The sequence below is a fragment of the Streptomyces sp. NPDC029956 genome (genome assembly GCF_055574655.1).
Window position 1 is genome coordinate 114,857 of the sequence record NZ_JBVHZJ010000016.1, and the last position, 26,132, is coordinate 140,988.

At 71.2% G+C, this 26,132-nt stretch carries 29 protein-coding genes and 4 tRNA genes; 24 read left to right on the top strand and 9 right to left on the bottom strand.

Annotated features, from left to right (window positions below):
- The first annotated feature begins 50 nt into the window (after window positions 1-50).
- The 9 genes from ACZ4XX_RS15725 to ACZ4XX_RS15765 all read left to right on the top strand — a co-directional run bounded on the left by ACZ4XX_RS15725 (window position 51) and on the right by ACZ4XX_RS15765 (window position 9,037).
- Window positions 51-596: an NADH-quinone oxidoreductase subunit J family protein gene (locus ACZ4XX_RS15725; protein ID WP_468508530.1), complete on the top strand. Its 546-nt coding sequence runs from the start codon at window positions 51-53 to the stop codon at window positions 594-596.
- Window positions 596-985, top strand: coding sequence for an NADH-quinone oxidoreductase subunit NuoK (nuoK, locus tag ACZ4XX_RS15730; RefSeq protein WP_468508484.1), 390 nt, complete (start codon window positions 596-598; stop codon window positions 983-985). The genes ACZ4XX_RS15725 and nuoK overlap by 1 nt, the downstream gene beginning before the upstream one ends.
- A complete protein-coding gene (locus ACZ4XX_RS15735) occupies window positions 982-2,976 on the top strand; it encodes an NADH-quinone oxidoreductase subunit 5 family protein (RefSeq protein ID WP_468508485.1) in 1,995 nt (664 codons plus the stop codon). The genes nuoK and ACZ4XX_RS15735 overlap by 4 nt, the downstream gene beginning before the upstream one ends.
- Before the next feature lie 27 nt (window positions 2,977-3,003).
- Entirely contained in the window at window positions 3,004-4,557 is a 1,554-nt protein-coding gene (locus tag ACZ4XX_RS15740; RefSeq protein ID WP_468508531.1) for a complex I subunit 4 family protein, read from the top strand.
- Window positions 4,554-6,092: an NADH-quinone oxidoreductase subunit N gene (locus ACZ4XX_RS15745; protein WP_468508486.1), complete on the top strand. Its 1,539-nt coding sequence runs from the start codon at window positions 4,554-4,556 to the stop codon at window positions 6,090-6,092. The genes ACZ4XX_RS15740 and ACZ4XX_RS15745 overlap by 4 nt, the downstream gene beginning before the upstream one ends.
- 37 nt (window positions 6,093-6,129) lie before the next feature.
- Complete coding sequence (gene mscL, locus ACZ4XX_RS15750) at window positions 6,130-6,579, top strand: large conductance mechanosensitive channel protein MscL (protein WP_468508487.1); 450 nt, start codon at window positions 6,130-6,132, stop codon at window positions 6,577-6,579.
- A gap of 185 nt (window positions 6,580-6,764) precedes the next feature.
- Complete coding sequence (gene htpX, locus ACZ4XX_RS15755) at window positions 6,765-7,628, top strand: zinc metalloprotease HtpX (RefSeq protein ID WP_468508488.1); 864 nt, start codon at window positions 6,765-6,767, stop codon at window positions 7,626-7,628.
- Window positions 7,625-8,023 carry a YccF domain-containing protein gene (locus ACZ4XX_RS15760; RefSeq protein WP_468508489.1) on the top strand — a complete coding sequence of 133 codons (399 nt, stop codon included), beginning with the start codon at window positions 7,625-7,627 and terminating at the stop codon, window positions 8,021-8,023. Before htpX ends, ACZ4XX_RS15760 begins: the two co-directional genes overlap by 4 nt.
- Window positions 8,024-9,037: a barstar family protein gene (locus ACZ4XX_RS15765; RefSeq protein ID WP_468508490.1), complete on the top strand. Its 1,014-nt coding sequence runs from the start codon at window positions 8,024-8,026 to the stop codon at window positions 9,035-9,037.
- On the opposite strand, the gene ACZ4XX_RS15770 is transcribed toward ACZ4XX_RS15765, so the two are convergent.
- The 4 genes from ACZ4XX_RS15770 to ACZ4XX_RS15785 form a co-directional block, all read right to left on the bottom strand.
- Window positions 9,003-10,241, bottom strand: coding sequence for an APC family permease (locus ACZ4XX_RS15770; RefSeq protein WP_468508491.1), 1,239 nt, complete (start codon window positions 10,239-10,241; stop codon window positions 9,003-9,005). The genes ACZ4XX_RS15765 and ACZ4XX_RS15770 overlap by 35 nt on opposite strands.
- Window positions 10,242-10,255: 14 nt before the next feature.
- On the bottom strand, window positions 10,256-10,879 hold the full coding sequence (locus ACZ4XX_RS15775) for an alpha-ketoglutarate-dependent dioxygenase AlkB family protein (protein ID WP_468508492.1): 624 nt from the start codon (window positions 10,877-10,879) through the stop codon (window positions 10,256-10,258).
- Window positions 10,876-11,373: a methylated-DNA--[protein]-cysteine S-methyltransferase gene (locus ACZ4XX_RS15780; RefSeq protein ID WP_468508493.1), complete on the bottom strand. Its 498-nt coding sequence runs from the start codon at window positions 11,371-11,373 to the stop codon at window positions 10,876-10,878. Before ACZ4XX_RS15780 ends, ACZ4XX_RS15775 begins: the two co-directional genes overlap by 4 nt.
- A gap of 104 nt (window positions 11,374-11,477) precedes the next feature.
- Window positions 11,478-11,969: a YajQ family cyclic di-GMP-binding protein gene (locus tag ACZ4XX_RS15785; RefSeq protein WP_015035522.1), complete on the bottom strand. Its 492-nt coding sequence runs from the start codon at window positions 11,967-11,969 to the stop codon at window positions 11,478-11,480.
- A 170-nt stretch (window positions 11,970-12,139) separates the two neighbouring features.
- On the opposite strand from ACZ4XX_RS15785, the gene ACZ4XX_RS15790 reads away from it, so the two are divergent.
- Window positions 12,140-12,221 (top strand) — tRNA-Tyr (locus ACZ4XX_RS15790).
- Window positions 12,222-12,291: 70 nt separating this feature from the next.
- Here ACZ4XX_RS15790 and ACZ4XX_RS15795 read toward each other — a convergent pair.
- Window positions 12,292-12,948, bottom strand: a complete 657-nt coding sequence (locus ACZ4XX_RS15795) for an NAD(P)H-binding protein (RefSeq protein WP_468508494.1) — start codon at window positions 12,946-12,948, stop codon at window positions 12,292-12,294.
- A gap of 2 nt (window positions 12,949-12,950) precedes the next feature.
- Window positions 12,951-14,231 carry an amidohydrolase family protein gene (locus ACZ4XX_RS15800; protein ID WP_468508495.1) on the bottom strand — a complete coding sequence of 427 codons (1,281 nt, stop codon included), beginning with the start codon at window positions 14,229-14,231 and terminating at the stop codon, window positions 12,951-12,953.
- 208 nt (window positions 14,232-14,439) lie between these two features.
- Here ACZ4XX_RS15800 and ACZ4XX_RS15805 point away from each other — a divergent pair.
- The 8 genes from ACZ4XX_RS15805 (at window position 14,440) to ACZ4XX_RS15840 (ending at window position 19,186) form a co-directional block, all read left to right on the top strand.
- A tRNA-Thr gene (locus ACZ4XX_RS15805) sits at window positions 14,440-14,512 on the top strand.
- Window positions 14,513-14,555: 43 nt separating this feature from the next.
- A tRNA-Met gene (locus tag ACZ4XX_RS15810) sits at window positions 14,556-14,628 on the top strand.
- A gap of 86 nt (window positions 14,629-14,714) precedes the next feature.
- Window positions 14,715-14,879, top strand: coding sequence for a 50S ribosomal protein L33 (gene rpmG / locus ACZ4XX_RS15815; RefSeq protein ID WP_003956487.1), 165 nt, complete (start codon window positions 14,715-14,717; stop codon window positions 14,877-14,879).
- Window positions 14,880-14,961: 82 nt separating this feature from the next.
- The gene (locus ACZ4XX_RS15820) at window positions 14,962-15,414 is read left to right on the top strand and encodes an FAS1-like dehydratase domain-containing protein (RefSeq protein WP_468508496.1); all 453 of its coding nucleotides are present in this window, start codon (window positions 14,962-14,964) and stop codon (window positions 15,412-15,414) included.
- A 2-nt stretch (window positions 15,415-15,416) separates the two neighbouring features.
- A complete protein-coding gene (locus ACZ4XX_RS15825; protein ID WP_468508497.1) occupies window positions 15,417-15,845 on the top strand; it encodes a MaoC family dehydratase in 429 nt (142 codons plus the stop codon).
- A 97-nt stretch (window positions 15,846-15,942) separates the two neighbouring features.
- Entirely contained in the window at window positions 15,943-16,512 is a 570-nt protein-coding gene (locus tag ACZ4XX_RS15830; protein ID WP_468508498.1) for a TetR/AcrR family transcriptional regulator, read from the top strand.
- 98 nt (window positions 16,513-16,610) lie between these two features.
- Window positions 16,611-18,056: an MFS transporter gene (locus tag ACZ4XX_RS15835; protein ID WP_468508499.1), complete on the top strand. Its 1,446-nt coding sequence runs from the start codon at window positions 16,611-16,613 to the stop codon at window positions 18,054-18,056.
- Window positions 18,057-18,127: 71 nt separating this feature from the next.
- Window positions 18,128-19,186, top strand: a complete 1,059-nt coding sequence (locus tag ACZ4XX_RS15840; protein ID WP_468508500.1) for a UDP-N-acetylmuramate dehydrogenase — start codon at window positions 18,128-18,130, stop codon at window positions 19,184-19,186.
- Between the two features lie 24 nt (window positions 19,187-19,210).
- On the opposite strand, the gene ACZ4XX_RS15845 is transcribed toward ACZ4XX_RS15840, so the two are convergent.
- Window positions 19,211-19,843 (bottom strand): NAD(P)-dependent oxidoreductase, encoded by a 633-nt coding sequence (locus ACZ4XX_RS15845; protein WP_468508501.1) that lies wholly within the window; start codon window positions 19,841-19,843, stop codon window positions 19,211-19,213.
- 87 nt (window positions 19,844-19,930) lie between these two features.
- On the opposite strand from ACZ4XX_RS15845, the gene ACZ4XX_RS15850 reads away from it, so the two are divergent.
- Window positions 19,931-20,539: a TetR/AcrR family transcriptional regulator gene (locus ACZ4XX_RS15850; RefSeq protein ID WP_468508502.1), complete on the top strand. Its 609-nt coding sequence runs from the start codon at window positions 19,931-19,933 to the stop codon at window positions 20,537-20,539.
- Between the two features lie 162 nt (window positions 20,540-20,701).
- On the opposite strand, the gene ACZ4XX_RS15855 is transcribed toward ACZ4XX_RS15850, so the two are convergent.
- Window positions 20,702-21,724 carry an adenosine deaminase gene (locus ACZ4XX_RS15855; protein WP_468508503.1) on the bottom strand — a complete coding sequence of 341 codons (1,023 nt, stop codon included), beginning with the start codon at window positions 21,722-21,724 and terminating at the stop codon, window positions 20,702-20,704.
- A gap of 118 nt (window positions 21,725-21,842) precedes the next feature.
- The gene (locus ACZ4XX_RS15860; protein WP_468508504.1) at window positions 21,843-23,069 is read right to left on the bottom strand and encodes a pyridoxal phosphate-dependent aminotransferase; all 1,227 of its coding nucleotides are present in this window, start codon (window positions 23,067-23,069) and stop codon (window positions 21,843-21,845) included.
- A 207-nt stretch (window positions 23,070-23,276) separates the two neighbouring features.
- Between ACZ4XX_RS15860 and ACZ4XX_RS15865 the strand changes: the two genes are divergently transcribed.
- The 5 genes from ACZ4XX_RS15865 to rplA all read left to right on the top strand — a co-directional run bounded on the left by ACZ4XX_RS15865 (window position 23,277) and on the right by rplA (window position 26,081).
- Window positions 23,277-23,349 (top strand) — tRNA-Trp (locus ACZ4XX_RS15865).
- Window positions 23,350-23,452: 103 nt separating this feature from the next.
- Window positions 23,453-23,740, top strand: coding sequence for a preprotein translocase subunit SecE (secE, locus tag ACZ4XX_RS15870; protein WP_030318724.1), 288 nt, complete (start codon window positions 23,453-23,455; stop codon window positions 23,738-23,740).
- Between the two features lie 44 nt (window positions 23,741-23,784).
- The gene (gene nusG / locus ACZ4XX_RS15875) at window positions 23,785-24,681 is read left to right on the top strand and encodes a transcription termination/antitermination protein NusG (RefSeq protein WP_468508505.1); all 897 of its coding nucleotides are present in this window, start codon (window positions 23,785-23,787) and stop codon (window positions 24,679-24,681) included.
- Between the two features lie 158 nt (window positions 24,682-24,839).
- Entirely contained in the window at window positions 24,840-25,274 is a 435-nt protein-coding gene (gene rplK, locus ACZ4XX_RS15880) for a 50S ribosomal protein L11 (RefSeq protein ID WP_315891551.1), read from the top strand.
- Between the two features lie 78 nt (window positions 25,275-25,352).
- Window positions 25,353-26,081 (top strand): 50S ribosomal protein L1, encoded by a 729-nt coding sequence (gene rplA / locus ACZ4XX_RS15885; RefSeq protein ID WP_187623329.1) that lies wholly within the window; start codon window positions 25,353-25,355, stop codon window positions 26,079-26,081.
- The last annotated feature ends 51 nt before the right edge of the window (window positions 26,082-26,132 follow it).

The following is a 26,132-nucleotide window of genomic DNA, read 5'->3' on the forward strand; positions in this document are numbered from 1 at the left end:
CCGCCGCCCAGCACGCCCAGCACGTCGCCCAGCAGGCTGCCCAGCAGCCCGTGCTGAACCAGCAGACCCAGGGCTTCCTCTCGCCCACCGGCGTCGAGATCGCCTTCCTCCTCGTCGGCCTCGTCACCCTCGGCGCCGCCCTCGTCACCGTCACCACCCGCCAGCTCGTCCACGCCGCGCTCTGGCTGGTCGTGGCGCTCGGTGGTCTCGCCGTCGAGTACCTGCTCCTGACGGCCGAGTTCATCGCCTGGGTCCAGGTCCTCATCTACGTCGGCTCCGTCGTCGTCCTCCTTCTCTTCGGGCTCATGCTCACCAAGGCCCCCATCGGCCATTCACCGGACGCAGACTCCCGCAACAGACCGGTCGCCGCGGCCGTCGCGCTCGCCGCCGCGGGCGCGCTCGTCTGGGTGGTCGTCGACGCGTTCCGTACGACCTGGATCGACCTCGACGGAGCCGTGCAGGGCTCCACCGCGGCGACCGGCGAGATCCTCTTCCGGCACTGGGTGCTGCCGTTCGAGGCGCTGTCCGTGCTTCTCCTTGCCGCCCTGGTCGGCGCCATCGTGCTCTCCCGCAGGAAGAAGGAGGAGCAGCGCTGATGCACCTCGCCTACCCGGCCGTCCTCGCCGCCCTCCTCTTCGCCATCGGCGTGTACGGCGTCCTCGCCCGCCGCAACGCGATCCTGGTCCTGATGTCCGTCGAGCTGATGCTCAACGCCGTCAACCTGAACCTGGTCGCCTTCGACGTCTGGCTCCGCGACACCCTGCACGCCGGTCAGGCCCTCACCCTCTTCACCATCGCCATCGCCGCCGCGGAGATCGGCATCGGTCTCGCGATCGTCCTGATGGTCCACCGCAACAAGGGCACCTCGGACATCGACCGGCTCCGTGACACGGCGGAACCGCCGCAGCCCTGGGACACCGCGGCCGAGGACGGCACGCCCACCGACGACACGCCCACCGGCGAGAAGGCCGAGGCCACCGCGTGACCACCACGACCCTCGCCGTCCTTGTCCCCCTCCTCCCCTTCCTCGGCTCCGTCGCCGGACTCCTGCTCGGCCGCACCGCCCCCGGCTACGTCCGCCCGCTCGCGGTACTGCCCACCCTCGCCGCCGCGGTCCTGGCCGTGACCGTCGCCGTACGGCAGGGCGGCGGGAAGACGATCGACGCCGCGACCCAGCTCACCCCCACCGGCTCGGTCCCCATCGACCTGGCCCTGTACATCGACGGCTTCGCCGCCCTCGTCGCCGTACTCGTCGGCGTCGTCGCCACCTGTGTGCAGATCTACTCGACCGGCTACCTCCGCGAGGACCCGCGCTACCCCTCGTACGCCGCGCTCGTCTCCCTCTTCACCTCCGCGATGCTGCTCGTCGTCTACTCCGGCGACCTGATGGTGCTCCTGGTCGGCTGGGAGATCATGGGCATCTGCTCGTACTTCCTCGTCGGCCACTACTGGGAGACCCCCGAGGCGCGGGCCGCCTCCCTGAAGGCCTTCCTCGTCACCAAGCTCGGTGACGTCCCCTTCCTCATCGGTCTCTTCGCGCTCGCCACCGACGCGGGCACGTTCCGGATCACGGGCGTCCTCGGCGCCGTCGCGCGCGGCGAACTCGACCACCCCACGCTGATCGCCCTGCTGCTGCTCGCCGGTGTGGCCGGCAAGTCGGCCCAGTTCCCGCTGCACACCTGGCTCCCGGACGCCATGGCCGGTCCCACCCCCGTCTCCGCGCTCATCCACGCGGCGACGATGGTCGCCGCCGGCATCTACTTCACGGCCCGGCTGCTCCCCGTCTTCGCCGCGTCCGCCGCCGCGATGACGGTGCTCGCCGTGATGGCCGCGATCACCATGGTCGGCTCGGCGCTCGCCGCGCTCGCCCAGGACGACATCAAGCGGGTCCTCGCCTACTCGACGATCGGTCAGCTCGGCTACATGGCCGGCGCCCTCGCCGTCGGCGACCGCGGCTCCGCTGTCTTCCACCTCCTCTCGCACGGCGCCTTCAAGGCCCTGCTCTTCCTCGCCGCCGGCACCGTCATCCACGCCGCCGGTACGAACTCACTGACCGCCATGTCCCGCATGAGCGGCCTCGCGAAGCGCATCCCGGACGCGTACTGGACGATGACCGTCGCCCTGCTCGCGCTCGCCGCGATCCCGCCCTTCGCCGGCTTCTTCTCCAAGGAGGCCGTCCTGGTCGCCGCCGAGCACACCGCGCTCGGGGACCGGACCGTCGCCCCCGCCGGAGCCGGCTGGACCGTCCTCGTCGCCGGTCTGCTGACCGCCTTCCTCACCGCCGCGTACGCGCTCCGCCTCTGGCTGCGGACCTTCCGCGGCCGGGGCGCCGAGGCCCCCGACCACGGGCGCCAGCCGATCGCCATGACCTCCGTGCTGTGGGTGCTCGCGATCCCCTCCCTGGGCTTCGGTCTGACGGTCACGTACCTCGACGACTGGTTCGACGGGAACGCCCTCACCCCGACCGTCACCACGGCCGTCCTCGGCACCGGGCTCGCCGCCGCCGGAGCTGTGATCACGTACGCGATCTGGCGCACCCTCGCCGCCAGGACCCCGGTCGCGGCGGCCGCAGGCCAGGCGCCCGCTCCCCACGTCGCCCACCCGGACGCCGACGCCGGTCTCGTCGAGGCCGAGGCGCTGCACCTGCCGCACCCCGCCGAGGACCCGGCCGACCCCGGCCGCGCCCTCCTCGGCCCGCTGCACGGCCCCGCCGCCGACGGCTTCCATCTGGACGCCGCCTACCGGACGGCGTTCGTCCGCCCCGTCCTCGCCGCCGCCTCCCTGGTCCGCTTCCTGGACCGCGAGGTCGTCGACACCTATGTCCGCGCCGCGGGCACCTCCGCCAAGGGTCTCGGCTGGCTCGTCCGCCGCGCCCAGACCGGCAACGTGCAGACCTACCTCAGCGCCCTGCTCGCCGGCTCCGTCGTCCTGGCGATCGTCGCCGTCGCCCTCGCCAACGCCGTCGCCGGAGCGTGAGCCGTGATCGATATCAGCGAATCCGTGATGCAGTTCCTTCTGGTGGCGATCGTCGCCGGACCGCTCCTCGGCGCCGCCGCCGCGCTTCTCCCCGCCCCGCCGGGGCTGAAGGGGAAGTCCCCGGACCAGGCCGTGCTCCGCCACGGCGTCACCGTCACCGGTGTGATCCTGCTGGCCGCGATCGTCCTCGCGCTCGGCTTCGACCACGACCAGCCGTCGAGGATGCAGGCCACGACGGACATCAGCTGGATCCAGGCGCTCGACGTGCGGATCCACCTCGGTGTCGACGGCATTTCCCTCCCCCTGCTGGTCCTGACCGCGCTCCTGAGCTTCCTCTGCGCGCTGTACTCCTACTTCAAGATGCCGAGCGGCCCTTCCCCCAAGGGCTTCGTCGCGCTGCTCCTCGTCCTGGAGTCCGGCACGCTCGCCACCTTCGCCGTCCTCGACCTGGTCCTGTTCTTCCTGGCCTTCGAGATGGTCCTCATCCCGATGTACTTCCTCATCGCCCGCTGGGGCGGCGAGGGCAAGCAGGCCGCGGCCTGGAAGTTCATCCTCTACACGCTGCTCGGCTCCGTCGTCATGCTGCTCGGCCTGCTCCTCATCGGTGTGAAGGCGGGCACGTTCGACATGGTGTCACTGGCCACTGACAACGGCCGCGGGCTGACCACATCCGTGCAGGTCATCGCCGTTCTCGCTATCGGTCTCGGGCTCGCGGTGAAGACCCCGATGTGGCCGCTGCACAGCTGGCTCCCGGACGCCCACACCGCCGCTCCGACGGTCGGCTCGGTCCTCCTCGCCGGCGTGCTGCTCAAGATGGGCACGTACGGCTTCGTCCGGATCGTCCTGCCGATCGCCCCCGACGGCATGCGGATCCTCGCCCCCTACCTCGCCGCCTTCGCCGTCGCCGGGATCATCTACGGATCGCTCGCCTGCCTGGCCCTCGTGCGGCCCGGCAACAAGGGCGACCTCAAGCGCCTCATCGCCTACTCCTCCGTCGGCCACATGGGCTTCGTACTCCTCGGCATCGCCACCATGACCCCCACCGGGGTCAACGGCGCCCTCTTCGCCAACGTCGCCCACGGCCTCGTCACCGGCCTGCTCTTCTTCCTGGTCGGCGCGGTCAAGGACCGGTACGGCACCGCCGACCTCGACGCCCTCGCCGGAGCCACCGGCGCCGCCCTCTACGGCCGCGCCCCGCGCCTCGGCGCGCTCCTCGCCTTCGCCGCCGTCGCCTCCCTCGGTCTGCCGGGACTTGCCGGCTTCTGGGGCGAGATGCTGGCCCTGTTCGGCGCCTTCGAGCCCGCCGAGGGCCTCAGCCGCCCCGCCTTCCTCACCTTCATGGCGATCGGCGCCTTCGGCACCCTCCTCACCGCCGCGTACCTCCTGCTCGTCGTCCGCCGCGTCTGCATGGGCGGCCCCCGCCCCGCCGGGGAGACACCGATCGCCGACGTCCAGGGGTACGAGTTCGCCGCCTGGACCCCGCTCGTCGCCCTCACCGTCCTCGCCGGCCTCTGGCCCGCGGTCCTCCTCGGCCTCACCGACCCGGCCGTCCAGAAGCTCCTCGCCGGAGGCACCCGATGACCCCTGTGACGGCCTTCGCCGGCGAGTCGCTCGTCCAGTCCGTCGACTGGCTCACGATCGCGCCCCCCACCCTCACGGCCGTGGTCGCCCTCGTCGTGCTCGTCGCCGACCTGTTCGTCCCCGAGGAGCGCAAGCGGCTCCTCGGCTGGACCGCGATCGCCGGCCTGGTCGCCGCCCTCGCCCTCCTCGTCCCGCTGCGGGCCGGCGACCGCTCCACCTTCTGCCTCACCGCGGACACCGGGGTCGGCGCGTGCAGCTACACCGCCGACCGGTTCACGCTGGTCATCCAGCTGCTCGTGCTCGGCGGCGCGCTCCTGACGGCGCTGCTCTCCCTCACCGAGACCCGCGAGAAGCTCCCCGCCGGCGAGTACTGGTTCCTGCTGCTCTCCTCGGCGGCCGGGGCCGCCCTGCTGCCCGCCTCCCGGGACCTCGCGACCCTGGTCGTCGCCCTCGAGGTGGCCTCGCTGCCCGCCTTCGCGCTCGTCGGCCTCAAGCGCGGCGACCGGATGTCCGGCGAGGCCGCGCTCAAGTTCTTCCTGTCCTCCGTGACCGCGACCGCCGTCACCCTGCTCGGCGTCAGCTTCGTGTACGCCGCGACCGGCACCCTCCACCTCACGGAGCTCGCCCAGGCCCTCGACGACGTCCCCGGCCAGCTGCAGACGCTCGCCGAGGCAGGCGTCGCCCTCACCCTCGTCGGCTTCGCCTTCAAGACGGCCGCCGTGCCCTTCCACTTCTGGGTGCCGGACACCTACGTCGGCGCCCCGCTGCCCGTCGCCGCCTATCTGTCGGTGGTCGGCAAGGCCGTCGGTTTCACCGGGCTCATCCTGGTGACGGTCGTCGCCTTCCCCTCGTACGCCGATGTGTGGGGTCCGGCGCTCGCCGCCCTCGCCGCCCTGACCATGACCGTCGGCAACGTCGCCGCCCTCCGGCAGCTGTCCACGCGCGCGTGGAGCGCGGTCCGGCTGCTCGCCTGGTCCTCCGTCGCCCAGGCCGGCTACCTGCTCGTGCCGATCGCGGCCGCCGCGTACTCCAGTGACGACCAGATCGGCGCCACCGTCGCCTACGCCCTGATGTACGCCGTGGTGAACCTCGGCGCGTTCGCGGTCGTCGCGCTCGTCGCCCGCCGGCACCCGGAGAACCGGATCGCGGACTACCGGGGCCTGTACGCGGAGAGCCCCGCCGCCGCTCTCGCGCTCGCCTTCTTCCTCCTGAATCTGGCCGGTTTGCCCCCGGGTATCATCGGCCTCTTCGCCAAGGTGACCGTCTTCTCGTCGGCCGTCGACGCGGGCCTTGGCTGGCTGGCCGTGATCATGGGCGTCAACGTCGTGATCGGGCTGTACTACTACCTCCGCTGGACGGCACTGCTGTTCCGTACGCCGGAGGGCGCGGTACGAAAGGCGCCTGCCGGGACCTCCGTCCCCCACACGGTCCCCGCGCCGATCACCCTGGCGATCGTGCTGACCGCCGCCGCCGGAGTCGTCCTGTCGGGCTACCCGCAGATCGCGCTCCGCTTCGCGGCGAACAGCCTGTTCTGACCCCCCCACAAACGAAAGCCAGGGAGCGAGTACCACCGTGCTGAACGGATTCAAGGACTTCATACTTCGCGGGAACGTCATCTCGATGGCCATCGGTCTGGCCGTCGGAACGGCGTTCACGGCCGTCGTCACCGGCTTCAGCAAGGCCTTCATCACCCCGCTCATCGGTCTCGCGACCGGCTCCGTCGGCAACTTCAACGACGCTCAGTTCCACGTCGGCAAGACCGTCTTCCCCTACGGCCTCGCCATCTCCGCCGCCATCGCCTTCGTCATCACCGCCGCGGTCCTCTACTTCCTGATCGTCGCCCCGCTGGCGAAGGTCCAGGCGAGGTTCGCCAGGGAGGAGGCCGCCGACCCGAAGTCCGAGAAGCGCGACTGCCCCCGCTGCTTCACGGAGATCCCGGCCATCGCCTCCCGCTGCGCCCACTGCACCAGCGAGGTCGAGCCCACCCTCCTCTTCGAGGAGAAGATCCCGGCCGCCCGCTGATCACCCGAACGGCCCACACCCCGCCACCGGCGCCCCCGGTGCGGCCGGGGGAACCCGAACCTCCCGCCTGGCGTTGACCAGTACGGAAGGGTCCACTGGACCTGGGAGTCCCTCCCGGACGACGTCCGGGGGCGGATGACCACGAAGCAAAGGGTTCCCCTGCCGCACCACTTGGAGGGCGTACCGTGCACCGCCGGCACAACGGGCTGAAGACCGCCGTACTTCTCGGAGGGCTCTCCGCCCTCATCATCGTCATCGGCAGCTTCTTCGGCCGTACGGGGCTGATCGTCGCGCTCTTCGTGGCGCTCGGCACCAACGCGTACGCGTACTGGAACAGCGACAAGCTTGCGCTGCGGGCCATGCGGGCCCGTCCCGTCAGCGAGTTCGAGGCCCCCGCGCTCTACAAGATGGTGCGGGAGCTCTCCACGCAGGCGCGTCAGCCCATGCCGCGGCTCTACATCTCACCGACCCAGGCGCCCAACGCCTTCGCGACCGGACGCAACCCGCGCAACGCCGCGGTGTGCTGCACCGAGGGAATCCTCGCGATCCTCGACGAGCGCGAGCTGCGCGGGGTCATCGGCCACGAGCTGAGCCATGTCTACAACCGGGACATCCTCATCTCCTCGGTCGCCGGAGCGCTCGCCTCCGTGATCATGTTCCTGGTCAACTTCGCGTGGCTGATCCCGGTCGGCCGCTCCAACGACGACGACGGCCCGGGCCTCCTCGGCTACCTGCTGATCCTCATCCTCGGCCCGATCGCCGCCTCGATCATCCAGCTCGCCATCTCCCGCTCCCGCGAGTACGAGGCCGACTCCTCCGGAGCGCAGCTCACCGGCGATCCGCTCGCGCTGGCCAGCGCCCTGCGGAAGCTGGACGCGGGCACCAAGCAGCTGCCACTGCCCGCCGAGCCCCGGATCGAGACCGCGAGCCACATGATGATCGCGAACCCGTTCGGGCCCGTTAAGGGCATGTCCAAGATGTTCTCCACCCACCCGCCGATGGCCGAGCGGATCGCCCGGCTCGAACAGATGGCAGGTCGACGCCCGTGAAGACGATCCTCAACATCATCTGGCTGATTCTCTGCGGATTCTGGATGTTCCTGGGCTACATGCTCGCCGGCGTCCTGCTCTGCATCACGATCATCGGCATCCCCTTCGGACTCGCCGCGTTCCGCATCGGGCTGTACGCGCTGTGGCCCTTCGGGCAGACGGTCGTGGACCGCCGCGACGCGGGCGCGCCCTCCTGCGTGGGCAACGTCCTGTGGCTGATCCTGGCCGGCTGGTGGCTCGCCCTCGGCCACATCACCACCGGAATCGCCCTCTGCATCACGATCATCGGCATCCCGCTCGGCATCGCGAACTTCAAGATGATCCCGGTGTCGCTGCTGCCGCTCGGCAAGGAGATCGTCCCCACGGAGCAGGCGTACGGATACGCGGGCCGATAGGTGCAGAACCCCCGGTACGCGCTCCTCTCCGGCTCGTACGCCGTAGCCCTCTGCAAGGACGTCGACGGCCTGTACGGGGAGCCTGTGCCGGCGCCGCCCGTGCGCTACGAGCTCCGCGGCTGCGAGCCGCGCGGGGAGCTGGCCAGGGCCGTCACCGAGGCGCTGGTGGAGGGAACGGCGCCGCTCGGCACGCTGGACGTGGAGGTGCCGGACGGCCTGTGGCGCCTCGAGGGGGTCCGCGTCCTCGGCGCGCGCGGAGACGCCGTGACCGTCGAGACGACGGGCAGCCCGCACCGACGGGCCCGCGGCTCACAGCCGGCCCGCTGCGCCAACCTGATACGGATCTCGCCCGAGCCACCGCCGGAGGCCACCCGTACCGAGGTCACCTTCCTCGGCTGCTCTCCGCGCGGGGCCCTGCGCGACGCGCTCGCCGCCGGGGCGGAGGATTTCGAGACGGTCCACTACCGGGTCCTGGCCTGGACGGGGGATCTGCACCACGGCGGTGAGGCGGGCCGTATCACCGGCTGGGACACCTCCGCCGACCACCGCGGCCTGCTCGACCTGACCGTGGCCTTCCCCCGCGCGGGGCTCGTGCCGCCGCAGACCCGCGAGGTCTGGGACCTGTTCTTCGGCGGCCGACTCGCCGAGCCCGGCACCTGGCGGCGGTTCACCGGTGCGGCGCGCGGCGAGTGGCTGAGGCAGGCCGGCCGTCGGACGCACGGCGCTCCGGAGTTCGCCCCGGGGGCCGTGTACGAGCTCGACGGAGCCGGTGTCGTCGACGAGACCTCGTTCCTCTGCGCCCTCGGGGAGGCCGTGTACGGCCCCGGCCACGGCCCCGGTGTCGAGGCGGGGGACTTCGGGGAGGAGTGGGCGGGGATCACGCTCGTCTGGCACCGGGCCGATGTGGCCCGCGCCTGCCTGGGCGTCCAGCCGTGGCGCGGACACCGTCCCGCGACGTTCGAGGAACTGGCCGACGCTCTCAGGAAGGCGGGGGTACGGCTCGTCCTCGACTGATCGCCCACGCCACCACGCCCGCGGCGACCACCCCGGAGCCCGCGAGGACGGCGCCGAGCGGCAGGGCGAAGGCGAGCGCGGCGCACCCGGCGAGTCCGAGTGCGGCGAGCGGCCGGCGCGCGGGTCCCAGGGTCCAGGCGGCGGCGTTCGCGATGCCGTAGTAGACGAGCACGCCGAAGGACGAGAAGCCGATCGCGCCCCGCACGTCCGCCGTCGCCGCGACGACGGCGACCACCGCGCCCACCGCGAGCTCGGCCCGGTGCGGTACCTGGAAGCGGGGGTGGACTGCCGCGAGGGCGGTCGGCAGATAGGCGTCCCGGGCCATCGCCAGGGTCGTACGGGACACCCCGAGAATCAGCGAGAGCAGCGAGCCGAGGGCCGCGACTGCCGCGCCCACCGCGACCACCGGCACGAGCCACGCGGCGCCCGCCGCCCGGGCGGTGTCCGTCAGCGGCGCGGGGGAGTCGGCGAGGGCCTCGGGGCCGAGGACGGTGAGCACGCTGACCGCGACGAGCGCGTAGACGGCGAGCGCGATGCCGAGGGCGAGGGGCACGGCCCGGGGGATCGTCCGGGCCGGGTCGCGGACCTCCTCGCCGAGCGTGGCGATGCGTGCGTACCCCGCGAATGCGAAGAAGAGCAAACCTGCGGCCTGCAGCACGCTGCCGGTGGTGAGCTCTGCGCCGAGGGGGAGCGGGTGCGTCCCGCCGGCCCCGAGGCCGACCGCGACGACCACGGCGAGGACGGCGAGAACGAACCCCACGATCACCCGGGTGAGGAGCGTCGACTTCTGAACTCCCCCGTAGTTGACGGCTGTCAGGGCCACCACGGCGGCCACCGCCACCGCGTGTGCGTGCGCCGGCCAGATGTAGGCGCCGACGGTCAGGGCCATGGCCGCGCAGGAGGCCGTCTTGCCGACCACGAACGCCCAGCCGGCGAGGTACCCCCAGAAGGATCCGAGGCATTCGCGACCGTACACATACGTGCCACCCGAACGCGGGTACCGGGCCGCGAGCCGAGCCGAGGCCATGGCGTTGCAGTACGCGACGACGGCGGCGATCCCGAGCGCGAGGAGCAGCCCGCCCCCGGACCCGACGGCCTCCGCGGCGGGCCCGAGCGCGACGAAGATCCCGGCCCCGACCATGGCGCCGAGCCCGATCACGACCGCGTCGAAGACACCGAGGGACCGGCGCAGCTCAGCACTCATGCGCCGCAGCCTAGCTAGAGCCCCGTCTCCCTCAAGGTGATGTTGAGTCGCCCGGCAAGCCCGAGTGCGGGATCGGCCGTTCCCGGCCGGACCTTCGGCACCCCGTGATGGACCCACCGCGACACCCCGCCGAACACGAACAGATCGCCGGAGGCCAGCTCGACGTCCTGGTACGGCCGCCCCCGGCCCTCCTCGTTGCCGAACCGGAAGACGCACCGGTCCCCGAGGCTCAGCGACACCACCGGCGCACCCGAACGCTCCTCGCGGTCCTGGTGCATCCCCATCCGCGCCCCCGGCGCGTAGAAGTTGACGAGCGCGGTGTCGGGAGTGAATCCGCCGTCGTCCCCGTACGCCTCGACGAGCGCCTCACGGCCCAGGCCCACGAGCCAGTCGGGCAACGGAACCCCGACGGAGTCGAGATAGCGGTACGGCACCCACTGCCGGCCCAGGCAGAGCGACCGCACCGACATGACCCCGCCACCGGGCAGCACGGTCTGCCGGTACGGCACCGGCCCGCGCCCCCACTCCCGGCAGACGTCCACCAGCTCCCGCTGCCGTGCGAGCGGGAGCCACGCGGGCACGTGCACCGCGCCGGGCGCGACCGTGGCCCGCTCACGGGGAAACAGCCCCTCGGTCACACCGGGGCTCCCTCCAGGCCGAGGAGCCGCTGCTTGCGGTCGAGCCCCGCGGCGTACCCGCGCAGACTGCCGTCGGCCCCGATCACCCGGTGGCAGGGCCGCACCACGAGCAGCGGATTGCGCCCGATCGCGGTCCCCACGGCCCGTACGCCGGCGCCCGGGGAACCGACCCGCCAGGCGATCTCCCCGTACGAGACGGTCGTGCCGTACGGGATCTCCTCCAGGGCCCGCCAGACGCGCCGCTGGAACTCGGTCCCGGCGTCGCCGTCGAGCGGCAGTTCGAATCGGTCGCGGCGCCCGGCGAAGTACTCACCGAGCTGCCCGGCGGCCTCGGCGAAGGCCTCGGGCGCCAGGGTCCACCCGTCCTCGACCTCGACGGCGCCCTTCTGCCCCGGCAGGGACAGTGAGCGCAGCACGGCACGGCCCCCTTCGGCGAGCTGCCCGACAAGCAGCATCTCGCCCAGGGGGCCGTCGACGTACGCGTACACGGTCATGGCTGGTTCCTCTCCCCGCACGGGTCTTCCACGTCCAGTGTGCGGGGCCCGCCACGCCTCGGGCTGGCGGTATTCGGACACGAGCCTGACGACCCGCTACGAGGTCAGCGGTAGTTCACGAACTGGATGGCGAAGTCGAAGTCCTTGCCCTTGAGCAGCGCCTGCACGGCCTGCAGGTCGTCCCGGCTCTTGGAGCTGACCCGCAGCTCGTCACCCTGGACCTGCGCCTTGACGCCCTTGGGGCCCTCGTCGCGGATGGCCTTCGCGACCTTCTTGGCGTTCTCCTGGGAGATGCCCTCGGTCACCGACGCGAAGAGCTTGTACTCCTTGCCGGACAGCTGCGGCTCACCCTCGACGTCCAGCGACTTCAGCGAGATGCCCCGCTTGATCAGCTTGGTCTGGAAGATGTCGAGGATCGCCATGACGCGCTCCTCGCCGTTGGCCTGCATGAGGATCTTCTCGCCCGACCACGAGATCGAGGCGTTGGTTCCCTTGAAGTCGTAGCGCTGGGAGATCTCCTTCACGGCCTGGTTGAGGGCGTTGTCGACCTCCTGCCGCTCGACCTTGGACACGATGTCGAAACTGGAGTCGGCCATGACTCGTGGCTCCTTGCTCGGATGCTTGGGGTACAGCCCAAAGCCTAGGGGGTGTGCCACGGCCCGAACCGCTGATCAATCCGGTGGCGAACCACCCCCCGGGATCAGGTATTGTTTACGTCGTTGCCACGGAACACCGCCGAAAAGCGGCTCCATGGCGGCAATCTCATGGCGATGTGCCCGAGTGGCCAATGGGAGCGGACTGTAAATCCGTCGGCTTAGCCTACCCAGGTTCGAATCCTGGCGTCGCCACGCGAAACGGAAGGTCCCCGGTGCTTGCACCGGGGACCTTCCTTCGTTTCCGGGCGGGGTGCCGGGTCCGTCAGTTTCCGGCCACGTCCTTCACCGCGACCGAGAGCGGGGTCGAGCCCGAGACCAGTTCCAGGGTCAGGCCGGCCGTCGCCGGGGTGTCGAGGAGTTCGGCGATCGTCGCCGCCACGTCGTCGCGGGGGACCGGGCCGCGACCCGTCCGGGCCTCCAGGCGGACCAGGCCCGTGCCCGCGTCGTCCGTGAGGCTGCCGGGGCGCAGGATCGTCCAGTCCAGGGCCGCACGGGAACGGACGTCGTCGTCGGCCGCGCCCTTGGCGCGCAGGTAGACGTCGAAGACCCCGTCACCCGCGTGCGTGGCGTCCGCGCCCATCGACGAGACGACGATGTACCGGCGTACGCCCGCGCGTTCGGCCGCGTCGGCGAACAGGACCGCCGCCGCGCGGTCCACGGTGTCCTTGCGTTCCACGCCGCTGCCCGGGCCCGCGCCGGCCGCGAAGACGGCCGCGTCGGCGCCCTGGAGCACGGCCGCGACCATCTCGACCGACGCCGACTCCAGGTCCAGGACGACGGGCTCGGCCCCCACGTCCCGCAGGTCACCGGCCTGTTCCGGTCTGCGGATGACCCCCGCGACCTCGTGCCCGTGCGCCGAGAGCAGCCTCTCCAGGCGCAGGGCGATCTGTCCGTGTCCTCCAGCGATGACGATGCGCATACTCACGACCGTACGACGGGTCCGGCCGGAGGGCTTCCCGGCTCGGGCGGCCGCTCCGGACGTGCCTGGCGCGGCAGGTCGAGCGCCGCCGCCGAGTCGCAGTACTCGCGCACCGCGCTCGTCCGGGCCACCACCCGCCCCCGGTGCACCACGATCCGGCTGTACGCGAGGGACAGCACGCCCGACAGGCGTTCGCCGCGCACCGCGAGCAGCTCCGCCGGGAAACCGGCCTCGACCCGCACCTCCGGCAGCCCAATCGCCGCGCGCGCCTCCGCGCTCACCGCCGCGTACGCCTCCTCCGCCGGCAGTCCGCCGAGCGAGGCGAGGAGGTACGCCGCCTCCAATGGATCGCCGCGCCCCACCGGGTTGGCGATGTCCCGCATCGCCCCGCTGCCCGCCGCGAGCCCCACCCCGGCGGCCCGCAGCAGCCGCACCGGCGCCGCGCCGCGCAGCTCCGTGCCCCCGCAGCCGCCCTGCGGCAGGCAGACCACGGTCACGCCGGCCGCCGCCAGTCCGTCCGCCGCCCGTCGTGCCACGTCGGCGGGGAGCCGACCGAGGCCCGCGCACGGTCCGATCGTCACGCCGGGCCGCAGCCCGCCGGCCATCGCCGCGAGCCGGGCGAGGCGGGCCGGGTCGTCCGCGTCGGTGTGCAGGTCGACGGGTACGCCGTGCTCGGCCGCGACCTCCAGGACCGCCTCCACGTACCCCGTCGGGTCCGGGTCGAGGTCCGGGCAGCCACCCACCACCCCGGCGCCCATCTTCACCGCGTCCCGCAGCATCGCCAGCCCGTCCGCGCCGGCCACTCCGGTGAGCAGCCTCGGCACCGCGACCGCGGTGAGGTCCACGAGGCCGCGCAGCGAGCGTCTGGCCTGGAGGACGGCTTCGAGCGGGCCGAGCCCGTGGACGTCGCCGATCCGGACGTGCGCCCGCTGCGCGGTCGCGCCGTGGCCGAGCTGGAGCAGCGCCGCCTCGGTGGCCCGGCGTTGCACCTCCTCGGGGGCGTACGAGACGGGTCCGGGGGAGTCGGCGGAGAGCGCGGTGTCGGCGTGGGCGTGGGGTTCGGCGGCGGCGGGCAGCAGCAGATAGCCGGCGAGTTCCACGCGGGCGCCCGTGGCGGTGAGGCTGCCGGCCGTGCCGACCGCCTCGATCCGGCCGCCGACGAGCCGTACGTCCACGGACCGGCCGTCGGTGAGCCGTGCGTGGGAGAGCAGGAGCGAGGTCGAGTCGGCCGTGGTGGCGGCCCCGTCCTCGGGCGGCTGGGGCTGCTTGCTGTCGGCTGACATCGGGGGCTCCTCAAGGCTCCTCAAGATCAAGATCACGAAGCGTGGGGCAGAGCCTAGGGGTGCCCGGACCGACCTTCGAGGAGGAGCGCAATAGTCGTACCGATGAGGCCACGAGTGGCGTACGGGACGCCTGGTGAGGACCGTCGCGGGGGCGTCGCGAAACGGATTTGGGTGATGGGCCGGAGACCGTGTAATGTCTTCCTCGCTCGCCCCAATAGCTCAGTCGGTAGAGCGTCTCCATGGTAAGGAGAAGGTCTACGGTTCGATTCCGTATTGGGGCTCTGGTGAGAAGGACCCGTCCTCGGGCGGGATCCGGATCATCAAAGCGGTGTAGCTCAGTCGGTAGAGCAAGCGGCTCATAATCGCTGTGTCACCGGTTCAAGTCCGGTCACCGCTACACACGGTAGCCGATTGTGGGGTCGGTCCTTCGATCGGCTACTCTTTTATGCGTTCATCCGTCCCATCCGTCCAAGGAGCACTCACGTGGCTGCCACCGACGTCCGCCCGAAGATCACGCTGGCCTGCGTGGAGTGCAAGGAGCGGAACTACATCACCAAGAAGAACCGGCGTAACAACCCGGACCGTCTTGAGATGAAGAAGCACTGCCCCCGCTGCAACTCGCACACTGCACACCGCGAGACGCGCTAACCAGGCTCGTACACGAGGCCGTCCCCACTCGGGGGCGGCCTCGTGTCGTTTGTCGGCAACAAATCCAGGAGGTATCGAGTCCATGGCGCTCGACCAGTCCTTCGTGGGCCGGACCTATCCGCCCACTCCGGCCTACGAGGTCGGCCGGGAGAAGATCCGCGAGTTCGCCGAGGCGATCGGGGATGTGAATCCCGCCTACGTCGATCAGGAAGCGGCCAAGGAGTTCGGGCACCCCGATGTGATCGCTCCGCCGACCTTTGTGTTCGCCATCACGTTCAAGGCGGCCGGCGCGGTCATCGAGGACCCCCAGCTGGGTCTGGACTACAGCCGGGTCGTCCACGGCGACCAGAAGTTCGCCTACACGCGGCCCGTGCGCGCCGGTGACCGGCTGTCCGTCACCTCCACCATCGAGGCGATCAAGTCGATGGCGGGCAACGACATCCTGGACATCCGCGGCGAGGTCCACGACGAGTCCGGCGAGCACGTCGTGACCGCCTGGACCAAGCTCGTCTCCCGCGCACCCGAGGGGGTCTGACCATGACCGCGAAGATCGCCTACGACGAGGTCGAGGTCGGCACCGAGCTGCCCGCGCAGACCTTTCCCGTGACGCGCGCCACGCTCGTCCGGTACGCCGGCGCCTCCGGGGACTTCAACCCCATCCACTGGAACGAGAAGTTCGCGGTGGAGGTCGGCCTCCCCGACGTCATCGCCCACGGCATGTTCACCATGGCCGAGGCGATCCGCGTCGTCACCGACTGGGCCGGCGACCCCGCCGCCGTCGTCGAGTACGGCGTCCGCTTCACCAAGCCCGTCGTCGTCCCCAACGACGAGGCCGGCGCGCTGATCGAGGTCAGCGCCAAGGTCGCCGCCAAGCTGGAGGACCAGCAGGTGCGGGTCGACCTGACCGCGATGTGCGCGGGCCAGAAGGTCCTGGGCATGTCCCGGGCCGTGGTCCGGCTCGCGTAGGCGCCGAGCACCGGTTGATCAAGAGTGGGCGGCCGCGGAGAGCGGCCGCCCACTCTTTCCCGTTGCCAAGTTAGTGATTGAGTACTAACTTGGTCACATGGTCAGGATGAGTGCGGAGGAGCGGCGCGAGAGCGTCATCCGGGCGGCGATGAGCGAGTTCAGCCGCGGCGGGTACTACGGCACGTCCACCGAGGCGATCGCCAAGCGCGTCGGCGTCTCGCAGCCGTACCTGTTCCGGCTCTTCCCGGGCAAGAAGGCCATCTTCCTGGCCGCGTCCGAGCGCTGCATCAGCGACACGATCCGGGTCTTCGAGCAGGCCTCGGAAGGGCTGTCCGGCCAGGACGCCCTCCATGCCATGGCCGGTGCGTACACCCGGATCATCACCGAGGACCCCGACCGGCTCCTCATGCAGATGCAGGTGTACGTGACCGTCGCCGCTGCCGAGGCGGCCGGGGACCACGAGTTCGGCGAGGCCGTGCGGGCCGGCTGGACGGTGCTCTGGGAGACCGTCCACCTCGCGCTCGGTGCGGACGCCGACGAGACCACGACCTTCCTGGCGTACGGGATGCTCATCAACACCCTCGTCGCCATGGGTTTTCCGCCCGAGCACCGGGTCTGGGAGGGGTTCTACCCCTCCGTCCGCCGCCCGGGCGGTCGGGAGAAGTAGCACCGCCGCCCGCCTTCGCGCGCCCCCGTCGCAGGGCTGCTCCTTCATGGGCGGGAAAGTTAGTCAGCAATAACTAACCTGAGATCTGAGGGGCCGTAATGAACCAGCCAGCAGCCCGCCGCGGTTCCGCCGCCTGGGCACTCGTCATCACCAGCGCCGCCGGCTTCATGGCGGCCCTCGACAACCTCGTCGTCACCACCGCCCTCCCCTCGATCCGCGAGGACCTCGGCGGAGCACTGCACGACCTCGAATGGACGGTGAGCGCGTACACCCTCACGTTCGCCGTCCTGCTCATGTTCGGCGCCGCGCTCGGCGACCGCTTCGGCCGCCGCCGGCTGTTCATCGTCGGACTCACCGTCTTCACCGGCGCCTCCGCCGCGGCCGCCCTCGCCCCCGGCATCGACGCGCTGATCGCCGCCCGTGCCGTCCAGGGCGTCGGCGCCGCGATCATGATGCCGCTCACGCTCACGCTGCTCACCGCGGCCGTCCCGGCCGCCAAGCGCGGGACGGCCTTCGGCATCTGGGGCGCCGTCCAGGGACTCGCCGTCGCCTCCGGACCCCTCATCGGCGGCGTCCTCACCGAGCACCTCTCCTGGCAGTGGATCTTCTGGCTGAACGTCCCGCTCGGCCTCGCCCTGCTGCCGCTCGCCCGGCTGCGCCTCGCCGAGTCGCACGGCAGCGGCGCCCCCCTCGACATCGTCGGCACGCTCCTCGCCAGCGGCGGCCTCTTCGGCATCGTGTACGCGCTGATCCGCGGCCCGATCGACGGCTGGACCTCCCTCACCGTCCTCACCGGACTGATCGCCGGCGCCGCGCTCATCGGCGGATTCATCCACCACGGCATACGCGGCAAGGCACCGATGCTGCCCATGCGGCTCTTCCGCAACCGCGCCTTCGCCGGGATCAACGCGGCCAGCCTGCTGATGTTCCTCGGCATGTTCGGCTCGATCTTCCTGCTCAGCCAGTACATGCAGGGCGTCCTCGGCTACTCGCCCACCGAGTCCGGACTGCGGATGCTGCCCTGGACCGGCATGCCGATGATCGTCGCGCCGCTCGCGGGCGCCCTCTCCGACCGGATCGGCGGCCGCCCGGTGGTCGCCGCGGGCCTCGCCCTCCAGGCGATCGGCCTCGCCTGGTTCGCGCTCGTCCTGACCCCCGACGCCTCGTACGCCGCCCAGCTCCCCGCCCTCGTCGTGAGCGGCATCGGCATGGCGCTGTACTTCGCACCGGCGGCCAACCTCGTGATGTCCAGCGTCCGCCCCTCCGAGCAGGGCATCGCCTCCGGCGCCAACAACGCGCTGCGCGAGGTCGGAGGCGCGCTCGGCGTCGCCGTGATGGCCTCGATCTTCGCCGCCCAGGGCGGCTACGAGTCCGGCCAGAGCTTCGTCGACGGCCTGCTGCCCGCGCTGTGGGTCGGGGCCGGAGCGGTGGCCCTCGGCGCGGTGGCGGTGCTGTTCGCGCCGTCGCGGCGCCAGGAGGCCCGGCGGAAGGCGGAGGGCGCGGCCGAGGCGGAGGCAGGGAAGAAGGACCTGATCACCGTGTGAGCGGTCCCCGCGCCGTCCCGGCGGGAAGACGAAACGTCTCCCCGCCGGGACCGCCCCGTACCCTTGAGCCCGTGCAGCCTCTTCTCGACGCCCCCCTCGCGCCCCTGACCACCTTCCGGCTCGGCGGTCCCGCGGCCCGGCTCGTCACCGCCACCACGGACGACGAGGTGGTCGCGGCCGTCCGCGAGGCCGACGCCACGGGGACGCCGCTGCTGATCATCGGCGGCGGGTCCAACCTCGTCATCGGCGACAAGGGCTTCGACGGCACCGCCCTGCGGATCGCGACCGAGGGCTTCGCCCTCGACGGGACCAGGCTGGAGCTCGCCGCCGGCGAGGTCTGGACGGACGCCGTCGCCCGCACCGTCGAGGCCGGGCTCGCCGGGATCGAGTGCCTGGCCGGCATCCCCGGCTCGGCCGGCGCGACCCCGATCCAGAACGTCGGCGCGTACGGGCAGGACGTCTCCGCCACCGTGACCGAGGTCGTCGCCTACGACCGGCGCGCCGAGGAGACCGTCACCCTCACCAACGCCGAGTGCGCCTTCTCGTACCGCCACAGCCTCTTCAAGGACCACCCCGAGCGGTACGTTGTGCTGCGGGTCCGCTTCGAGCTGGAGGACGCGGAGGGGCTGTCCGCCCCGATCAAGTACGCGGAGACCGCCCGGGCCCTCGGTGTCGAGGCCGGCGACCGGGTGCCGCTCGCCAAGGCCCGTGAGACCGTCCTCGCGCTGCGCGCCGGCAAGGGCATGGTCCTGGACCCGGAGGACCACGACACCTGGTCCGCGGGCTCCTTCTTCACCAACCCGATCCTCACGGCGGGGGAGTACGAGAGCTTCCTCGCGCGCGTGGCCGGGCGGCTCGGCGCGGACGTCGCCCCGCCGGCCTTCCCCGCGGGCGAGGACGGCGCCGTGAAGACCTCCGCCGCCTGGCTGATCGACCGCGCCGGGTTCACCAAGGGGTACGGCTCCGGGCCCGCGCGGATCTCCACCAAGCACACGCTCGCCCTGACCAACCGGGGCGAGGCGACCACCGAGGACCTGCTGGCGCTGGCCCGTGAGGTCGTCGCCGGGGTCCACGAGGCCTTCGGGATCACCCTGGTCAACGAGCCCGTCACGGTGGGCGTCTCGCTCTGAGGTCCGTCGGCGGCCCGTCCGGCGTCAGTACGCGACGCCCACGCCCTGCCTGACCGTGGCCGGGTCGTCGATCATCGCCAGCATCGCGTGCGCCACGTCGGCGCGGGCGAGCGAGCGGCCCCGGGCCGGGGTGCCGCCGACGACCGTCCGGTAGCGGCCGGTGCCCTGCTTGTCCGTCAGCTTGGGCGGGCGTACGGACGTCCAGTCCGCGGTGCTCGCCGCGAGCTCGGCCTCCATGACCCGCAGATCGGCGTAGACGTCCTTCAGGACCGCGTTGACGATCGCGAGGACGGCCCTGTCCGCGAGGCCCTGGCGGTCCGGGACCGGGCCGACCGGGGCCGCGCTGACCACCAGGAGTCGGCGCACCTTCTCCGCCTCCATGGCGGTGAGCACCGAGCGGGTCAGCCGGGCGGCCACGCCCGCGTCCGCGCGGCTGCGGGCGCCGAGCCCCGAGAGCACCGCGTCTCTGCCGGTGAGCGCCCCGCGCAGGGGCTCGGGATCGGAGAGGTCGGCGCGCAGGACCGTCAGCCGTCCGCCGGTGGCCGCGAGCCGGGCCGGGTCCCGTACGACCGCCGTCACCTCGTGGCCCGCGGCCAGTGCCTGGCCGACGATCTCCCGGCCGATGCCGCCGGTCGCGCCGAAGACTGTGAGCTTCATGTCGCACCCTCCAGGGGTGGGTAAGTGTTCACTCACCCCCAGGGTGGGTGGATACTCACTCACGCGTCAAGCGTGGCTGGAGGATGCATGGAACAGAAGCCGACCCGGGTACGGATCGTGGACGCCGCCCGCGACCTCATGCGGACCGTGGGCCTCGCCCGCACCACGACCAAGGAGATCGCCAGGGCCGCAGGCTGCTCGGAGGCCGCGCTCTACAAGTACTTCTCCAGCAAGGAGGAACTCTTCCTCGCTGTCCTCGACGAGCGGCTTCCCCGGCTCGGCGGGCTCCTCGACACGCTCGCCGCCGACCCCGGCGGCCGTACCGTCGAGCAGAACCTCACGGAGGTCGCCCGGCAGGCCGCCCTCTTCTACGAGCAGACCTTCCCGGTCGTCGCCTCCCTCTACGCGGAACCGCAGCTCAAGCAGCGCCACGAGGACGCCATGCGCAGCTACGGCAAGGGCCCCCACAAGCCCGTCGAAGGCCTCACCGCCTATCTGCGGGCCGAGCAGCGGCACGGCCGCATCGCCGCCGACGCCGATCCGGCGGCCGCCGCGGCCCTGCTCCTCGGGGCATGCGTCCAGCGCGCCTTCGTCTGGGAGATGACCCCGGACCGCCGGCCCCCGGACTCCCTCGACGACTTCGCGCGCGGCATCGCGCGCACCCTGACGGCAGGGATCTGCCGGACGGCCGACTGAGCGGGCTCGGCCGGAGCACCGCCGACCGGGATCAGACGGAGAACCGGCCGGGCGGGGTCAGCCGGAGGACCGGCCGGGCGGGGTCAGCCGGAGGACCGGCCGGGCGGGGTCAGCCGGCGGACCGACCCGGGCGGGGTCAGCCGGAAGACCGACTGAACAGGGTCAGCCCGCGATCCAGTCGTCGATCCCCGCGAGCAGCTTCGCCTGGACGTCCGCCGGGGCCGCCGACCCCCGCACCGACTGCCGGGCCAGTTCCGCCAGTTCCGCGTCCGTGAAGCCGTGGTGCCTGCGGGCGATCTCGTACTGCGCCGCCAGGCGGGAGCCGAAGAGCAGGGGGTCGTCCGCGCCGAGGGCCATCGGCACACCGGCGTCGAAGAGCGTCCGCAGCGGGACGTCCTCGTGCTTCTCGTACACCCCGAGGGCCACGTTGGACGCCGGGCAGACCTCGCAGGTCACGCCCCGCTCCGCGAGCTTGCGCAGCAGGCGCGGGTCCTCGGCCGACCGGACTCCGTGGCCGACCCGGGAGGCCCGCAGATCGTCCAGGCAGTCCCGTACGGACGCCGGACCCGTCAGTTCGCCGCCGTGCGGGGCGGCGAGCAGGCCGCCCTCGCGCGCGATGGCGAAGGCCCGGTCGAAGTCCCGAGCCAGGCCGCGCCGCTCGTCGTTGGAGAGCCCGAAGCCGACCACGCCCCGGTCCGCGAACCGCACCGCGAGCCGTGCGAGCGTCCGTGCCTCCAGCGGGTGCTTCATCCGGTTCGCCGCGACGAGCACCCGCATCCCGAGCCCGGTCTCCCGCGAGGCCGCGTCGACCGCGTCGAGGATGATCTCCAGGGCGGGGATGAGTCCGCCGAGGTGCGGGGCGTACGAGGTGGGGTCGACCTGGATCTCCAGCCAGCCCGAGCCGTCCCGGACGTCCTCCTGGGCCGCCTCGCGGACGAGCCGCTGGATGTCCTCGGGGGCGCGCAGGCAGGAGCGGGCGATGTCGTACAGCCGTTGGAAGCGGAACCAGCCGCGCTCGTCGGTCGCCCGCAGCTTCGGTGGCGTGCCACTGCTCAGCGCCTCGGGAAGGTGCACGCCGTACTTGTCGGCCAGCTCGATCAGAGTGGTGGGCCGCATCGAACCGGTGAAGTGCAGGTGCAGATGGGCCTTGGGCAGCTGGGTGAGATCGCGGTAAACGTGCTCCATCGGCTGATCCTGCCGCACCCGAATGGACGAAGGCACCCCGTTTCCCCGATCGGGACCTTGCTAGAACGCAAAAACGGGCCCCCGGCTCCGAAGAACCGGGGGCCCGCGAGGAGTGCGATCAGTCGGTCGCCTCGGCGAGGAGCTTCTGCAGGCGGGACACGCCCTCCACCAGGTCCTCGTCACCCAGCGCGTACGACAGGCGCAGGTAGCCCGGCGTGCCGAAGGCCTCGCCCGGGACGACCGCGACCTCGGCCTCGTCCAGGATCAGGGCGGCCAGCTCGACGGAGGTCTGCGGGCGCTTGCCGCGGATCTCCTTGCCGAGCAGGGCCTTCACCGAGGGGTACGCGTAGAACGCGCCCTCCGGCGTCGGGCAGTACACGCCCTCGATCTCGTTGAGCATCCGCACGATCGTCTGGCGGCGGCGGTCGAAGGCGGTCCGCATCTCCGCGACGGCGTCCAGGTTGCCCGAGACGGCGGCGAGGGCGGCGATCTGCGCCACGTTGCTCACGTTGGACGTGGCGTGCGACTGCAGGTTCGTCGCGGCCTTCACGACGTCCTTCGGGCCCACGATCCACCCGACGCGCCAGCCCGTCATCGCGTACGTCTTCGCCACACCGTTGACCACGATGCACTTGTCGCGCAGCTCGGGAACGAGCGCCGGCAGCGAGGTGAACTTCGCGTCGCCGTAGACGAGGTGCTCGTAGATCTCGTCGGTGAGGACCCACAGGCCGTGCTCGAGGGCCCAGCGGCCGATCGCCTCGGCGTCGGCCTCGCTGTACACCGCGCCGGTCGGGTTGGACGGCGAGACGAAGAGGACGACCTTGGTCCGCTCCGTACGGGCCGCCTCCAGCTGCTCCACCGAGACCCGGTAGCCGGTGGTCTCGTCGGCGACGACCTCCACCGGGACACCGCCCGCGAGGCGGATCGACTCCGGGTACGTCGTCCAGTAGGGCGCCGGGACGATGACCTCGTCGCCCGGGTCGAGGATGGCGGCGAACGCCTCGTAGATCGCCTGCTTGCCGCCGTTGGTCACCAGGACCTGGGCGGCGTCGACCTCGTAGCCGGAGTCGCGCAGCGTCTTGGCGGCGATGGCGGCCTTCAGCTCGGGCAGACCGCCGGCCGGCGTGTAGCGGTGGTACTTCGGGTTCTTGCAGGCCTCGACGGCCGCGTCGACGATGTAGTCCGGGGTCGGGAAGTCGGGCTCACCCGCGCCGAAACCGATCACCGGGCGCCCGGCGGCCTTGAGGGCCTTGGCCTTGGCGTCGACGGCGAGGGTGGCGGACTCGGAGATCGCACCGATCCGGGCGGAGACCCGACGCTCGGTGGGAGGGGTAGCAGCGCTCATGCGGCCCATCGTCCCAGACCTCTTCAAGGCCCGGCACACAGGTTTCACGGACCGGACAGGAACGGTCATTCCCGGTCGTACGCGCGTCCGACGGCAGGTCGGTCGTGGTTTCTGTTCGACGCGGGGGCCCCTGACCACGTATGCTCACTCCTCGTTGGCCCGCACCGACCACATCTCACGATGCGGTACGTTGAGGGACACCAACAAAGGGTCGTAGCTCAATTGGTAGAGCACCGGTCTCCAAAACCGGCGGTTGGGGGTTCAAGTCCCTCCGGCCCTGCTACACACACCGCCAGGTGTTGTGCGCATGTACGTACTTCATTGCACCGCCGTGCGGCTCCACCCGGGCGCGGCACGGCCGACCCGGAATCAGGTGAGAGATCGTGACGGACGCCGTAGGCTCCATCGACATGCCTGATGCCGATGACGAGGCCTCCGAGTCGAAGAAGAAGTCCCGCAAGGGCGGCAAGCGCGGAAAGAAGGGCCCCCTGGGCCGTCTCGCGCTCTTCTACCGGCAGATCGTCGCCGAGCTCCGCAAGGTCGTCTGGCCCACGCGCAGTCAGCTCTCGACGTACACCACCGTGGTGATTGTCTTCGTCGTCATCATGATCGGCCTTGTCACCGTGATTGACTATGGCTTCCAGGAAGCAGTCAAGTACGTCTTCGGCTGACTTTTTGTTCCACCCCATCTGTATCGCAGGAAGAAGCAGCCACCGTGTCTGACGCGAACCTGAACGACGCCTTCGAGTCCGAGTCCGTCGAGGACGAGCTGGACATCGTCGAGGCCGCCGACGAGGACCAGGCAGACGCTGCTGACGACGTTGCCGGCGACGCCGCCGAGGAAGCCGCTCTCGAGGTCGAGGACGAGGACCAGGACGAGGCGGAGACCGACGAGGACGACGACGAGTCCGACGCCGAGGGCGACGAGTCCGACGCCGACGAGGTCGAGGACGCAGAGGAAGAGACCGAGGAGGAGGCCGAGCCGGCCGCCCCGGTCGACCCGGTCGCCGCCCTCCGCGAGGAACTGCGCACCCTGCCCGGCGAGTGGTACGTCATCCACACCTACGCGGGCTACGAGAAGCGCGTGAAGGCCAACCTCGAGCAGCGTGCCGTCTCGCTCAACGTCGAGGACTTCATCTACCAGGCCGAGGTCCCCGAGGAAGAGATCGTCCAGATCAAGGGCGGCGAGCGGAAGAACGTCAAGCAGAACAAGCTTCCCGGCTACGTTCTCGTCCGCATGGACCTGACGAACGAGTCCTGGGGCGTCGTCCGCAACACCCCCGGCGTCACCGGCTTCGTGGGCAACGCCTACGACCCGTACCCGCTGACCCTGGACGAGATCGTCAAGATGCTCGCCCCGGAGGCCGAGGAGAAGGCCGCCCGCGAGGCCGCCGAGGCCGAGGGCAAGCCGGCTCCGGCCCGCAAGCTGGAGGTCCAGGTGCTGGACTTCGAGGTCGGCGACTCGGTCACCGTCACCGACGGCCCCTTCGCCACCCTCCAGGCGACCATCAACGAGATCAACCCCGACTCGAAGAAGGTCAAGGGCCTCGTCGAGATCTTCGGTCGCGAGACCCCGGTCGAGCTCAGCTTCGACCAGATCCAGAAGAACTGATCTCACAAGTTTCCGACCAGGTCAGAGTGGCTCCTGCAGCCGCTCTGACCTGCTCGGTTTTTGGCCGCGCGTCTATACCCGTTATCGTTGTGCGGTATGCCTGCATCCGGATGACCGGATGGCGGGCTGAACACTCTCACTAGGACCCGGAGAGAGCAATGCCTCCCAAGAAGAAGAAGGTCACGGGGCTTATCAAGCTCCAGATCAACGCTGGTGCGGCCAACCCGGCCCCGCCGGTCGGTCCCGCGCTGGGCCAGCACGGCGTCAACATCATGGAGTTCTGCAAGGCCTACAACGCCGCGACCGAGTCGCAGCGTGGCATGGTCGTGCCGGTGGAGATCACGGTCTACGACGACCGTTCCTTCACCTTCATCACCAAGACTCCGCCGGCCGCCAAGCTGATCCTCAAGGCCGCTGGTGTGGACAAGGGCTCCGGCGAGCCGCACAAGACCAAGGTCGCCAAGCTCACGGCTGCCCAGGTCCGCGAGATCGCCACGGTCAAGCTCCCCGACCTGAACGCCAACGACCTGGACGCCGCGTCCAAGATCATCGCTGGCACCGCCCGTTCCATGGGCATCACGGTCGAGGGCTGATCAGCCCCCTCGTGACCTAGTGGTAGGGCCAGCGCCGGCCCGCACCACGACTCCACACCTGAACCAACAGGAGAAGCAGTGAAGCGCAGCAAGACCCTCCGCGCAGCGGACGCCAAGATCGACAGCGAGAAGCTCTACGCTCCTCTCGAGGCCGTCCGTCTCGCCAAGGACACCTCCAGCACGAAGTTCGACGGCACCGTCGAGGTCGCCTTCCGCCTGGGCGTCGACCCGCGCAAGGCCGACCAGATGGTCCGCGGCACCGTGAACCTCCCGCACGGCACCGGCAAGACCGCCCGGGTCCTGGTCTTCGCGACCGGTGACCGTGCCGAGGCCGCGATCGCCGCTGGCGCCGACATCGTCGGCTCCGACGAGCTCATCGACGAGATCTCCAAGGGCAACCGCCTGAACGAGTTCGACGCCGTTGTGGCCACCCCGGACCTCATGGGCAAGGTCGGCCGCCTCGGCCGCGTCCTCGGCCCGCGTGGTCTCATGCCGAACCCCAAGGTCGGCACCGTCACCCCCGATGTCGCCAAGGCTGTCAACGAGATCAAGGGCGGCAAGATCGAGTTCCGCGTCGACAAGCACTCGAACCTGCACTTCATCATCGGCAAGGTCTCCTTCGACGAGACGAAGCTGGTCGAGAACTACGCCGCGGCCCTGGACGAGATCCTGCGTCTGAAGCCGTCCGCCGCGAAGGGTCGCTACATCAAGAAGGCGACCATCACGACGACGATGGGCCCCGGCATCCCGCTGGACTCGAACCGCACCCGCAACCTCCTCGTCGAGGAGGACCCGGCCGCGGTCTGAGCCCTTCCGGCTCACTGAGTGGTCAGTCGGCCCCGCACCTCCTCGGAGGTG